Annotated in this window: 15 protein-coding genes; 5 read left to right on the forward strand and 10 right to left on the reverse strand. The window is 41.8% G+C overall.

Annotated elements, in window-relative coordinates:
- Positions 1-21 precede the first annotated feature (21 nt).
- Together NSQ66_RS29470 and NSQ66_RS29475 are read left to right on the forward strand one after the other, a co-directional pair.
- Complete coding sequence (locus NSQ66_RS29470) at positions 22-870, forward strand: metallophosphoesterase (RefSeq protein ID WP_036682246.1); 849 nt, start codon at positions 22-24, stop codon at positions 868-870.
- Between the two features lie 185 nt (positions 871-1055).
- A complete protein-coding gene (locus NSQ66_RS29475) occupies positions 1056-2162 on the forward strand; it encodes a DUF4163 domain-containing protein (RefSeq protein ID WP_076132759.1) in 1107 nt (368 codons plus the stop codon).
- 63 nt (positions 2163-2225) lie between these two features.
- Here NSQ66_RS29475 and hmpA read toward each other — a convergent pair whose 3' ends face one another.
- The 9 genes from hmpA to NSQ66_RS29520 form a co-directional block, all read right to left on the reverse strand.
- Positions 2226-3431 (reverse strand): NO-inducible flavohemoprotein, encoded by a 1206-nt coding sequence (hmpA, locus tag NSQ66_RS29480; RefSeq protein WP_076140627.1) that lies wholly within the window; start codon positions 3429-3431, stop codon positions 2226-2228.
- A gap of 208 nt (positions 3432-3639) precedes the next feature.
- Positions 3640-4476, reverse strand: a complete 837-nt coding sequence (locus NSQ66_RS29485; RefSeq protein ID WP_036682251.1) for a YitT family protein — start codon at positions 4474-4476, stop codon at positions 3640-3642.
- Between the two features lie 38 nt (positions 4477-4514).
- Entirely contained in the window at positions 4515-5036 is a 522-nt protein-coding gene (locus NSQ66_RS29490) for a VanZ family protein (protein WP_076140625.1), read from the reverse strand.
- Entirely contained in the window at positions 5036-5887 is an 852-nt protein-coding gene (locus NSQ66_RS29495) for a M15 family metallopeptidase (protein WP_076105096.1), read from the reverse strand. Before NSQ66_RS29495 ends, NSQ66_RS29490 begins: the two co-directional genes overlap by 1 nt.
- 108 nt (positions 5888-5995) lie before the next feature.
- Positions 5996-6694 (reverse strand): response regulator transcription factor, encoded by a 699-nt coding sequence (locus tag NSQ66_RS29500; RefSeq protein WP_076140624.1) that lies wholly within the window; start codon positions 6692-6694, stop codon positions 5996-5998.
- Between the two features lie 112 nt (positions 6695-6806).
- Positions 6807-7211 carry a pentapeptide repeat-containing protein gene (locus NSQ66_RS29505; RefSeq protein WP_141118434.1) on the reverse strand — a complete coding sequence of 135 codons (405 nt, stop codon included), beginning with the start codon at positions 7209-7211 and terminating at the stop codon, positions 6807-6809.
- Between the two features lie 386 nt (positions 7212-7597).
- Positions 7598-8632, reverse strand: a complete 1035-nt coding sequence (locus NSQ66_RS29510; protein WP_076140620.1) for a stalk domain-containing protein — start codon at positions 8630-8632, stop codon at positions 7598-7600.
- A 176-nt stretch (positions 8633-8808) separates the two neighbouring features.
- Positions 8809-9273: a RidA family protein gene (locus NSQ66_RS29515; RefSeq protein ID WP_076140618.1), complete on the reverse strand. Its 465-nt coding sequence runs from the start codon at positions 9271-9273 to the stop codon at positions 8809-8811.
- 55 nt (positions 9274-9328) lie between these two features.
- Positions 9329-10387, reverse strand: a complete 1059-nt coding sequence (locus NSQ66_RS29520) for an LLM class flavin-dependent oxidoreductase (RefSeq protein ID WP_076124143.1) — start codon at positions 10385-10387, stop codon at positions 9329-9331.
- A 284-nt stretch (positions 10388-10671) separates the two neighbouring features.
- On the opposite strand from NSQ66_RS29520, the gene NSQ66_RS29525 reads away from it, so the two are divergent.
- Entirely contained in the window at positions 10672-12336 is a 1665-nt protein-coding gene (locus tag NSQ66_RS29525; RefSeq protein ID WP_076140617.1) for a diguanylate cyclase, read from the forward strand.
- A gap of 55 nt (positions 12337-12391) precedes the next feature.
- Here NSQ66_RS29525 and NSQ66_RS29530 read toward each other — a convergent pair whose 3' ends face one another.
- Positions 12392-12733, reverse strand: a complete 342-nt coding sequence (locus tag NSQ66_RS29530; RefSeq protein ID WP_036682263.1) for a zinc ribbon domain-containing protein YjdM — start codon at positions 12731-12733, stop codon at positions 12392-12394.
- 221 nt (positions 12734-12954) lie between these two features.
- Between NSQ66_RS29530 and NSQ66_RS29535 the strand changes: the two genes are divergently transcribed.
- Together NSQ66_RS29535 and NSQ66_RS29540 are read left to right on the forward strand one after the other, a co-directional pair.
- Complete coding sequence (locus NSQ66_RS29535) at positions 12955-13293, forward strand: DUF4234 domain-containing protein (RefSeq protein ID WP_051491231.1); 339 nt, start codon at positions 12955-12957, stop codon at positions 13291-13293.
- A complete protein-coding gene (locus NSQ66_RS29540; RefSeq protein ID WP_036682265.1) occupies positions 13274-13684 on the forward strand; it encodes a DUF2752 domain-containing protein in 411 nt (136 codons plus the stop codon). The genes NSQ66_RS29535 and NSQ66_RS29540 overlap by 20 nt, the downstream gene beginning before the upstream one ends.
- Positions 13685-13696 lie beyond the last annotated feature (12 nt).

Genomic DNA, 13696 nt, shown 5'->3' on the forward strand with positions numbered 1-13696 from the left:
ATCCCCACGTATGATTTGTTTATGAATACTATTAGCAGACGACAATTTCTACAGAAAAGCGCTCAAGTAACTCTAGGGCTTCTTGGGACAGCCGGTGCATCCGGCATCTATTCACATTGGATCGAACCCTACTGGCTGGAAATCAAATATGTAGACATTACACTTCCTAGACTTCCTCCAGCCTTCGATAGATTTCGTATCGTTCATTTTAGTGATTTACATCAGGGGGTATATTCCAAGCCGCAAGCTTTAACGGAGTTAGCGCAGCAAATTCAACATGTAAATCCAGATCTGATCTGTTTCACCGGCGATTTATTAGATCATTCAGCCGATTATATTTCAGAAGCCGTAGCCTTGTGCTCTCAGTTGCGGGCTCCTTTTGGACAATATGCAGTATTAGGCAATCATGATGCTTTTGGGACCAGAAAGGTTGTAACGAAAGGGCTAACACAATCGGGCTTCCACGTGCTCCATAATGAACATATCGTCTTAACCCAAGGTACGGACAAGCTCTATATTGCCGGAATAGATGATCCTTGGGTCGGAAAAGCAGACATTGCCCAAGCGCTGCTTCATATCCCGGAAGAGGCTTGCACAATTCTCCTTGCCCATGAACCTGATTTCGCCGATGACTTTTGCAAGCTGCCTATAGATCTGCAATTGTCTGGCCATAGCCACGGAGGCCAAGTGCGGCTTCCCTTTGTCGGAGCTTTATATACCCCGCCTCACGGAAGTAAATATTCAAGTGGATTATATCAACTGCCCAACAGCCAACTTCAGGTCTACACCACTCGCGGGATAGGAGTAACTCGTATGCCTGTTCGTTTTAATTGTCGCCCCGAGCTCACCGTAATTACTTTACATTCTTAATGCTAGTGTCTTAATCGTACAAAATGGTTAAAAAGTATATACCTTTTGCATATCTATGCAACAACACTGTAACCGCCTTTGTAATCAAATCTATTTAGGACCTAGGTATAATTGTAGGAGTGATAGAGGAAAAAATATCATATTGCAACTACATAAGCCCATCCTTGGGAAGGAGAGATTAAGTTATGAATAAAAGTATGAAATGGACCTCAGCCATCTTGGCTGCTGGAGTATTGCTTGGAGGGTCGGGACTAGTAGGAGGAACTTCAGTTCAAGCCGCAACTACCGGAGGAAATACGGTAAAACAAGCCGCACAGCAACCCTCTGTAGTGCTTAAATATAAAGGCCAGACCTTATCGCAGCAAGCGAAAATAGTAAACGGCAATACCATGATCCCTTTAACTGTACTACGGGATGCTTTTGGCCTTTCCATTAACTATAATGCAAGCACTAAAACTTATAGTGTGGGCAGCGATTCCATGAAGCTGGACATGGAGGTCTCAGATTACGGTGTTAGTACAACCCTGAATGGCTATTACATTTATAGCATGACCGGCAGTCATGATGTGAAGGTCATCAACGACCGGATTTATGTTCCATTCAAACTCTTGTCTGACTATTTAGGAGTGCAAGGCGTTTATAATCCTTCATTGAAATCACTTGATCTAAGTAAAAAAGTAATGAATGACATCAAAATTACCTCTGAAACCTTAGATAAGAGTAATAAAAATGCTAGTATCAAAGTGCAATATCCAAAAATCAGCGGCTTAACAGATGAAGTACAAACTAAGATTAATGCAATCTTCAAAAAGCAAGCTGAACAATTCGTCGCAGAGAGCGAAGAACAGGCTAGTCATAGAGATGGCACTATAGAGAATAAATATGACTTCTCTCAAACTTTTGTTGTCTCCTTTAACCGTGAAGGTGTACTAAGCTTAGTGACGGATCAGTATGGTTATACAGGTGGAGCTCATGGTGGAGCCCTTCGTGAAGGATTTACCTTCTCGCTGAAAGACGGCAAACCAATAGAACTTAAGGACCTGCTGAAGGCAGAGCCAAACTACAAACAAAAATTAGATAAAATGTTGAAGGAAAGCACCAAGGAGCTAGCTTTTCCAGATACACCTGGCGGACTAACAGAAAAACCAAACTTCTACGTTTCCGAGAGTGGCCTTGCAATCTTCTACCAACAGTATGAAATTGCCCCTTATGCGGCTGGAATTCCTACGTACACCTTTAATTTCAGTTCAATATTACCAAAGGGAACTAACCCATTCGCTGCCTTCAAATAAACTTCTATTGTAAAAAAGAGCGTCACAGTCATTAGGACTGGGACGCTCTTTTGGTTTTACAGCTTATGCTTCCAAACTTCCAGCCGGGCCGAAGAATTCATAATGAATTCTGTCTTCAGCCACCTTCCATTCCTTAAGAGCCTTATATATCGCCTTCATAAAAGGAGTCGGTCCGCAGAAATAGAATTCAGAGTTTACGTCTGTTACTTCTTGCAGGCAAGCTAGATCAATATAACCTGTTTTATGGAACGTATCTCCTTCACTTGGGGTTTCATAACATACATAGGATCGTAGGGTAGGATGGGACTGCTCTAAATCCGCCACCATTTCTTTCATAGCATGCAAGCTTCCATTGATGGCTGCATGAATGTACGTTACCTCTCGTTCTGGCTGCGTAGCAATTAACGTCTCCAGCATACTTACCATAGGGGTTAGTCCAACCCCACCACTGATAAGAACCACTGGACGATCACTATCTTTATTTAGTACGAAATCACCCGCTGGCGAGCTCACTTCCAATATAGCTCCCACTTGAACAACATCATGAAGGAAAGTAGATACGACACCAGCCGGTTTATCGGGCCCCTCACCTTCCCGTTTAACTGTGATGCGGTAATACGACTGTCCCGGCGCACTGGACAAACTATAGTGGCGAACATGGGTGTATTCCTCGTCCTCAGGCTGAACACGAACCGTGATGTATTGACCCGGCAAGTAAGAAGCTATAGCCCCTCCGTCCTCAGGAGAAAGGTAGAAGGAAGTAATAAGTTCACTTTCTTTAACCTTCTTAGTAACCACAAAGTTTCTAAATCCACTCCAACCCCCGGGAATTTCGGCAGCCTCACGATACTTCTCTGCTTCGACACCAATAAAGGCATCTGCGATCACGCCATACGCCTTTGCCCAAGCATCAATAATTTCTGGCGTCGCCGCATCGCCAAGTACTTGCCCAATAGCAGCTAACAAAGTCTCACCTACGATGGGATAATGTTCAGGTAATACTCCCAATGCCCGATGTTTCTCCGCAATCTGTTTTACCACAGGCAAGATATTTCCTAGCTGATCAATATTCATTGCCGCCGCGAGTACGGCGTTAGCAAGTGCAGTCTGCTGTTTACCTTCCCGTTGGTTGGCGTGATTAAATATATTTAGTAACTGCGGATGATTTTCAAATAACATGCGATAGAAAGTAGTTGTGATGGTCTTCCCATGAACCTGCAAGACAGGCACCGTTGATTTTATGATTTCAATTGTTTGTTGATCTAACATCTAAATACCCTCTTTCCTGCAATAAATTAATTCCTCTATAAAAAGCATATAGAAGCTTCGCATGCCATAGTGTGCGTTCAATCACACGGGAAATTGAAAAAATGTGAACGAACCAATAATTGCAATGATATCCATCACAATAACGTACCCAAAATCAAAAAAACTATCCAAGCAGCCATTATAGCTTCCGGGATAGCTTTTTATCTTATTATTTTGACAGCTCCACAAAACCTTCTCCGAATACATCTCTTACATCGTGTATGGTAATAAATGCCTCTTTATCAATGGATTTGACGATTTTCTTAAGCATAGTCACTTCCTGCTTGCTAATCACAATATACAGCAGCTCTTTAGGTGTCTTGGTATAGTACCCACGGCCATATATTACTGTGACGCCTCTATCCATAATTCCATTAACCTGTTCAGCAATTTTGTCCTGCTCTTGGGATACAATCGTAACAGCCTTCTTAGGGTTCACTCCCTCAATAATGAAGTCCATTATCTTAGTGGCTACATAGAGCATCACGATCGTAAACATCAGACTTTGTACTCCAATGATGAAATACGAAGCGAACACCACAATTAAATCGACGAGCAGTAGCGCGTAACTAACGTTCCAGTCCAAATATTTATGTAGGATTCTGGCGATGATGGTTGACCCTGCAGTCGTTCCACCCACTCGTATAATCAGCCCGATACCCACACCTGAGAAGATACCCCCGAATATTGCATTAATTATCAACTCATCACTGCCAATATTCCAATTTTTCGTAAGAATCAGGAATAACGAATTGAAAAACACCGCAATAATCGTGTATACCGTCGTAGTTTTGTCTAGAAATTTGTACCCCACAATTAATAATAAAGCGTTAAGAATCAAACTAACAATACCGGGTGACCACTGATACAAATAGTAAGTAATCATAGTCAGTCCCGTGACCCCGCCTTCACCGAACTCGTTTGGAATTACAAACAAATTAACGGCCAAGGAGAATAACAAAGCTCCTACAATGATGGAAACAATATCCGAAATACGCTTTTTCATACGATGCCCCTTCTACCCTAGATCTATATCCACAAATACTAACACCGCTTTGATATAGATGCAATCCATCCGAAAGAAGTCAACAGTCTATAGATACAGTAACCAACCACCCCACCGCTAGTGTTCAAAATAAGATCATCCACATCAAAGGTACCGATATACAATACTAATTGCGTGAATTCAAAACAGAAGCTCAGCGCCAGTGAGAGAAAGAAGACTCTTTGAAACAGCCTTACTTTTTGCGATAACAGCATAGGCACCAAGATCCCAAATGGAATAAAGGCCAACAGATTCCCTACTAAATTAATAGATGAAAAAGGATCTGAAAGTGACAGATTGCCCATCCCCCGTGAGATCTCCTTAAAAGGGATATAGTTGCCACGCCGATTAAAAATCCTGTCTGGATGTTCAAACATACGTCCCGCTTGATCCAAAAGCGATAATAAGTTAACCGGTGCACCTTTAAATAAAATAATTCGGATTAAAAAATACATATAGACGATAAATATCGCTGCCAGCAAAAGGTTTATAGCAGACTTTTTTTTCGGCTCTTTAGTCATTAATATGTAGTAACAATTATGCCATCCATGTTATCGCCTGAAGTCATATATTGCCCTTCCTGTGGAATTTTGATCGTAGTGTATTTGGATACCGGAAAATAACTTACTGTATAAGCTTTACCGTCTACTGTTGTCGAAATCTCTTTGTTCTCCTTCAAGAAATCCAAATATTGCTCTAACACAAGCCCTTTCTCATGAATAATGGCGCTGTGCGGCAACCCTACATAACGGAAATGCCAGGGTTCATATTTTATCCCCGTAATCTCGGTTTTGTCTTTCGGATAGCGGAGAATAAAGCCGTATTTCCAAGCATTTTTTTGCAGCCATTTTCCTTCAGGCGCTTTACTCATTTCTGCTTGGGACGACCCGATATCCAGAGATAATCCTAAATTATGTTCACTATATTGCGCCGGTAAAGCATAGTCCGAGCCTTTTTCCTGATATAATTTCTCTTGCTCTTCAAAGTCCCTGTACCCGCTGCTAATTAAAAAATGATTCACACCCTCTTTTTCGGCAGCTTTGACCATCTTATTGAATTTATGCGCTACACTTTCAGACAAACGAATCGAGGTATCCAGCAGTCCATAACCCTGCACCAGATCCGCCTGCTCATATAAGGTCACGATATCAGGCTTCACACTATCCTCATGTACCGGGTATTGTCTATTCACCAACAACAAATCCCCTTGATACACCTGATCTTGTGTTACCACCTCTAAACTATTGTTATTTGTAATAGATCCTCTGCGGATCTTATCATCGTATCCTAAATTGCCCGTATTCGGTAAATAACGAGCCGCTGCATACCCAAGCAACAACACAACCAACGCCAAAAAGCCCCACTTCTTCATCAGCAATGTCCTCCCATTTCCTTGATAGGAATAGAATAACGAAGACACTTTAAAGAAAAGGCGGGACAAATATAAAGTTTTTCTTAAAATATATAAACTTCACTGGCTTTACCCATTAAAAGTATATCCAACGCCCCAGATCGTCTTAATGAATTTATTCTTATTGATGTCTTCGCCCAGCTTTTTGCGCAAGGTACGGATATGCACCATGACCGTGTTCCCACTCTCATAATAAGCATCGCCCCACACCTGTTGAAAAATGCTCTCCGCACTAAACACCTGCTTGGGATGGCTAACCAATAAATGCAAAATATCAAACTCTTTTGGAGTTAACTCTATGACCTCACCATAAAGAGTAACCGTATGCTCATCCGGTGAAATCATCAATCCCCGAACCTCTAGCACCGATTTAGGTATGGCTGCGGGCTGACTGAATTGTATGGAACGCCGCAACTGGGAATTAACCCGGGCGACCAGCTCCATTGGATTAAACGGTTTAGTCATATAATCATCTGCGCCCATAACCAGTCCGGTGATTTTATCAAGATCGGAAGTTTTAGCACTCAGAAAAATAATCGGCAGATGATGATGATGCTCCCGAATATGGCGGGTTACCTCGTAACCATCCAGCCCCGGCATCATAATATCCAGAATCGCCAAATCTATCGTTTGCGACTCAATGGCTTGTACCGCTGCCCTTCCATCGGACACTTTGAGGATATGATACCCCTCTTTTTGCAAATGCAAGGCCACCAAGTCGGCAATTTCCGCCTCATCATCCGCAATTAAAATGGTGATGCGCTTCATCTATTTTTCACTCCTATAGGTTGTGCTGTACACTCTTCATCCATTATACCCTAAACTCAAAAACCACTCCTAGAAAGAAGTGGTTTCCAATTAAATCTATGATTTATATAGTTTATTTACTTTTATTATAGCTGTCTAACAATAGCTCTAATGAAATACCATTTACTGTGACGCCTGAAAGATTGCAGTCTCTTATATCCACGTTCGAAAGATCACAATCTACAAAGGATGTCCCGTTCAGCTGGCATCGCTCAAACTTATTGCCTTTGCCGTACAAATGAATATCGTGGAAATAAGCCTCTCCTAGTTCACTGTTACTAACCTCTATTTCCCACAGCCCCACTTCATTAAACTTAACAGAATGCATATTGATGTCATTAAAGGTGGTACTGCTCATATTAATATTATCGAATCCGGTCCCCTCCATATTTACATTGGAGAAGTTTGTCTTATGCATATCAATATCATCAAATTCACTCTGGCCCATAGCCACACGGCGAAAATTCGTTTCAGTCATTCTTTCATCCTGAAAGACTCTCTTCTTAAATTCGTCCTGTAATTTGTTTTCACTAAGATTATTATTCACTGTACTCAACATCTCCCTTTTTAAGATCGCTCTTGATCTACGGAGTCTACTCTCAACAGCTTCGCTGGATAAATCAAGGAAATCGGCGATTTCCCTAACCTTGTAATTGTCGATATAGTAGAGAATTGTGACTATACGATTAGCTTCTGATAGGGTGTTTAAGGCTTTCCACACATCTTGCTGGAGTTCTTTCCTGATAAATTTTAATGGAGAGGGGATTTCAACTTTTCTACTATGGTCTTAGCCAATCTGCTTCATCCCCCAAATGTATTCGGATGCTTCTTCACCGTGATAATTATAGCCTAATTATTACCTAGCTAAAACAATCTGCGAGCTGTCACCAAACGTTTCTTCCACTTGTCACTTAAGGCTTCATAATGAACGCCAAGCTCCTTGGAGTACGTATGTAGGATCTGATTATTTCCCGCGTAAATCGCCACATGTCCAATATCAAGTCCACGTGCACTGAAGAATAACAGATCCCCCTTGCGCAGCTCGTTAATTCCAACCTCTTTGCCCTCTTTGGCCTGATTGTAAGAGACACGTGGCAGGTCAATTGCCAACATATCCTTAAATACATGTCCTACAAAAGAAGAACAGTCAAAGGTTGACGTCTGGTCAGTAGCAGCGCCAAATTCATAAGGCGTTCCCAGATATTTTTCTCCGTAAGCAAGCAGCTCGTTTCCCTGCCGCTCTACAAGAGCAGCACTCGTATAATTGCTATATTTGGGTTTAGCAGAGATATATCCACTCTTGTTATCCTGCGTTCGCACTTCTAACCATAAAGCATCTACTTCTCTAACCACATGTACCTTATCTCCTGCCGACAACATTTGCTGAACCGTTGATTGGGCTGACGAATCTGGCAAACTTCGCAGATTAACTCCATATAGAATTGTCGTATCGTAATCCACTGCCGAGTAGATACGAACAGCACGAGTAGCAGTATCCCACTTCACAGTGCTGCCCAAAGCTTCGCTGACAAAACGCAGTGGCATCATCGTATAACCGCCGGCAATCTGGCCGGGAACGGCTACGCTTAAGGAATGGCCATTTTTATTCGCTGCTTGATCGCCAATATGATAGGTCAGCACCAGGTCTCCCTTGGTTGCCTTAACGGTCTTGGTATCATTATTCCAAGTAATCTTTGCCCCTTGAGCTTCAAATAACTTGCGCATAGGGACTAGTACTGTATCGTTTACGAGCAAGGGCTGAGCCTCTAATTGTAGCTGTTGATCATCCAGATAGACGGCTGTAACCGGAGTCTGAGGCGTTGTCGCCGCATAGGCCGGAGCAGTATAGAGCATAGATGTAAGTAGTAAAAGTAACATAGCTTTCTTTTGAAATTTCATGATGTCATCACCTCGTTGATTGATATGTACACCTATTGTTACTAAAAAAAGGGTGATTAGTTTTGTTACAAATTTTGGGGTAAGCATCTACCTACGGCATAAGCACCTAAAAAAAGAGGACTACGATCACCTTTCGGTATCATAGTCCTCTTTTTAAATATGCCTCATGGAGCCGGCTAGACAGGTTCCTCAACTTCAAAAATGGAATCAATAATGATCGGTAGATTATCCCTTACGGAAACAGCACCCAATACAGAACGAGCATGAACACCCTTGTCTCCGAACACCTCAAGCATTAAATCTGAACAACCATTAAGCACTTTATGATGTTCTTCAAAAAGGGGATCTGCATTAACGAAGCCTTGAATTTTGACTACTCTTTTCACTTTGTCCAAAGAACCTAAAGCTGTCTTAAGGACGGCAAGGATCTCTATACCCGTTAAACGTGCAAAATGGTAGCCTTCTTCGGTAGTGTAGTCTTGTCCCAGCTTTCCTTTGGGATGGCCCGCTGGTCCTTTTCCCGACACAAAACATAAACCATTAACAATTACGTAGTTAGCGTATTTTGCCGCCGGTTCACTAGCCTCAGGCAGGACAACTCCTAATACTTCGAGTCTGCTCGCTATAGTGTGCTCTGTCATATCCATCTCCCCCTCCATTATCAACAGCTTCAATAATTAAGTAAGATCATAGTTACTACTTAGCTTCAACCTCTGCTTCCCATCTCGATATCTCAGCGCGAACAATGGGTGCTACTTGGGTACCCAATAGCTCAATGGCTCTCATTACATCCTTATGAGGCATTGTGCCAAGCGGCACATGCAGCATAAAACGTGTGATGCCTACTTGCTTGCGCAGGTGAATGATTTTCTCAGCAACGGTCTCTGGGTCACCTACGTACAAGGCACCTTCAAATCTACGTGCCGCATCATAGCTTGCACGGGTGTATTGACCCCATCCGCGTTCCCGGCCAATAACATTCATACTAGCTTGCGTAGAAGGGAAGAACATATCCGCAGCCTGCTGATTATCCTCTGCAATGAAGCCGTGTGAGTGTGAAGCAACGGGCAGCTTCGACACATCATGTCCCGCTTGCGCCGCAGCCTTCTTATAGAGCTTCACGAGCGGAGCAAACTGTAGCGGACTGCCGCCAATGATAGCCAGCACAAGCGGTAATCCTAGTAGACCTGCACGAATTACGGATTCTGTATTTCCTCCGCTGCCAATCCATACTGGCAAAGGATTCTGCACGGGACGCGGATAAATCCCCAGATTATTAATGGCAGGACGGTGCACGCCGCTCCAGGTTATTTTTTCGGATTCCCGTATTTTGAGCAGCAAGTCCAGCTTCTCATCGAACAGCTCATCATAATGATTCAAATCATACCCAAACAGCGGGAACGACTCGATAAAAGAACCCCGGCCTGCCATGATCTCTGCGCGTCCATTTGAGATTCCATCAAGGGTAGCGAAATCCTGAAACACACGTACTGGGTCATCAGAGGAAAGTACTGTAACCGCACTGGTTAGCCGAATCCGTGTCGTCTGTGAGGCCGCCGCAGCCAGCAAAACTGCTGGAGAAGAAGCCGCATAATCTTTACGATGATGTTCGCCCACGCCAAATATATCTAAACCCACCTGATCTGCAAGCACAATCTCCTCTACGACCTCGCGCAAACGCTGCGCATGACTTATCACTTCACCTGTCTGGACATCCGGTGTTGTTTCTACGAACGTGCTTATTCCTATTTCCACTTACAAATCCCCCTTAACTATAATTTCCTCTTTAAATTGTTTGTTTGATTATAACACAAGTTAAGGTTAAAAAAGCTAATCATTCTGTCCAACCCCAGTTTGTCGAGAAACTCATCCTTAAAATTTGCAAAACCACGCTTACAAATAGAGGATTTTGAAGGAATATGTTGAAACACTCTTAAACAAATAGCCGTTCTCATAGAACAAATGATCATATGGCAAACGATTAAAATTCAAGGTAACATGAAAGAACTGTTAACCGGGTGGGAGAAGGTGTCACTGAAATGAATATCATGACATGGATTGATTTATTATTATTTTTTGTTTTGTTCGCTTTGTTCATCTACATATTTGCGTCTGTAACCATCACTAACCTACATAAAGCATACTTAGTATTTCATTTTACTATGATGTTATGGCCCTTCTGTCAATTTGCTATCAAAACAACCGACAATCCCAGGTTTCAATTGTTTTATGTGAAGCTCGCATTTATCGACTCGGTTCTGTTAACGATTGGCTGGCTTCTTTTTACGATACTTCTCACTGGAAATTCACATCTCCTTCGAAAAAAGAACACGCTGATCCTATACATTCTCGCAGCATTGATCATAGTAGTAGTGATCGCTAATCCAAACGGAAATTTTGTTCTCCCTATGAACGGCGGATATATCGAAAGATATTATGGTCCGATTTTTTGGCTGCTTATTATCTTCTTAACCACCAGCGTAATGATTTCTCTGTATATCATCTATTCAGCCCTAGTCTCAAACACTACACAGCGGATCAAAAAACAGGTTGCTCATGTGCTCAAAGGGGTGCTGGTGCTAACGGTATTTATATTATTGGATGTTTTTCTTAATGTGGTGTTGCTTAAATCTGATCCAGTTATTCCGGGGCTGACCTCTCTGGGGATCTTAATCTCGGCAATTTTTTTCGTAATTGCTATTCATCGGGATAAAATATTTGATCTCGTAACCATCGCCCATCAGGATATCATTGACACCATTACAGAAGGAATTCTTGTACTGGATGATAGTGAGACTGTAGTAGAAATCAATCGCTCGCTTTTCCCAAGAATCAATCTACAAACCGGTGCTCGCTTTGACGTGTCGACCATCGCACCCATGGAGCAAACTTCCGGAGCTTTCGATTTATTCCTTCATACATACTTGAACCAGCCCATGGAGAGAACCGAGGTTGAACTATTCTACACCTCACTCAATGCATACATTAACATTACTGCCGCGCCGATTGTGGTAGGTGGAATCAGGGTTGGACGCATTCTTACTTTTCAGGACAGAAGCGAGCTGCATCGCCTCATAGCCGAGACCAATCACCAGAACGAGACCCTGCAAGAGCGTAATGCTGCATTAACTGAAATCCAGAATGAACTATCTCAGACCAACCAAAAACTTAAGCAGATGGCCATAACGGACAGCTTAACCGGTTGTTATAATCGTCATTACTTAACGTTACACTTAGAGCATGAAATCATAGAAAATATGAAACTCAAGCAGCCTTTTGCTATCATTCTTCTGGATATCGACTTTTTCAAAACAGTGAATGACAATTACGGCCATTTGATTGGCGATGTAGTTATTTGCAGCACGGTAGAGGTAATTAAAAAAACGCTGAGGGAGACAGATATTCTGGCGCGTTATGGCGGAGAAGAATTTATCATTTATTTGCCAAATACAGATCAAACACAAGCAAACCACTTGGCAAAGCATATCAAATCTATAATAGAAGCTAATAAAGTACATGTAGAGGATGTTGCTCATGCCCTATCAATTACTGTTAGTATGGGACTGCTGTCCATTAGTAATTTTGCAGCTCAATATACAGAAAGCCTGACCAATCAACTAAATGATTTATTCGAATCTGTGGACAAAGCCTTATATCAAGCAAAAAATGCCGGACGAAATCAGATTGTTGAGATTAATAGATAACGTTTAAAATAAAGAATCAGCCTACTTCTGTTGAAGTTAAGCTGATTCTTATTTTTTAGATCTTTTTAACAAACTCGGACTTTAATTTCATAGCTCCAAAACCATCGATTTTGCAATCAATATCATGATCTCCGTCCACTAAACGGATGTTTTTCACCTTTGTTCCTATCTTCAGAACGGATGAGCTTCCTTTTACTTTAAGGTCTTTAATAATAGTTATAGCATCTCCATCATTTAAAATATTTCCGTTGGCATCTCTGACAACCTTGTTCTCTTCACTGCTTTCAGCCTCTGTGTCGAGGCTCCACTCATGCGCACATTCCGGGCAGACGAGCAAACTACCATCTTCATAAGTGTATTCTGAATTACATTTCGGGCAATTTGGCAAAGTAGACATCAAAGTGTCCTCCATTCGTTAATGTAAATCTAGTTGTGGTTCCAGTGCATAGCCTCAAAAGTATATTTCATATTTGGTAAGGTTTCCACTAGATATCAGCAGTAAGTTTGTCTAGATTTCGACAGCGGACAGTAATTCTCAAATATTGTCTTGTATATTTTTTCCTAATTCAATAAGATGGAAATGTCGAATTTTTATGTAAATACATAGGAGAGTGAGTAATGATTAGTCGCAGAAGTGTTGCATTCGCCATTATTTTGTCATTAATTACATGTGGGCTCTATACAATATATTGGTTTATTGTTCTAACCAATGAGGTAGGCGAACTGAGTGGGGACTATACATTTACAGGAGGAAAACATTTTCTTTTAACGTTGGTTACGTGTGGGATCTGGAGCTTCATTTGGGCCTATCAGGTAGGTAAACATATTGCTGAAGCTCAAAGACAGCGCGGCCAATACCCGTCAGATAATTCAGTGCTTTATGTGATCCTGACACTCTTTGGTCTGGGTATTGTCACGTATGCCTTGGTACAATCCGATGTTAATAAACTGGTATAAGTTTACGACTTATAAAAGGACACATCCTAAACTATTTTGGGGTGTGTCCTTAAGTCTCGTCGGCGTAGTTTATCTCAAAGCATGGATACCCTTAACCAAGATTAGTATCCCTTGTCCATTTCATGAATGGACTGGATTGTATTGTCCCGGATGTGGAGTCACAAGAGTTATTCTTTCCTTGCTGAAGTTCGACGTTATTCAAGCGTTTAGATTTAACCCGTTGCTGTTTATTTTAGCACCTCTGTATATGTTGTATTGGATTACTAATAAGAAGCAAATCCGGCCTCTTAGCCAGGCAATTATGACTATAATGTTGATTCTGACCGTTACATTTGGAATACTGAGGAATCTCCCGCTGTTTGAATATTTGGCCCCGACAGTAATTCGTTAACAGCAACAACTA

The sequence above is a fragment of the Paenibacillus sp. FSL H3-0329 genome (genome assembly GCF_037963285.1).
Lineage (GTDB): Bacteria > Bacillota > Bacilli > Paenibacillales > Paenibacillaceae > Paenibacillus_AQ > Paenibacillus_AQ odorifer.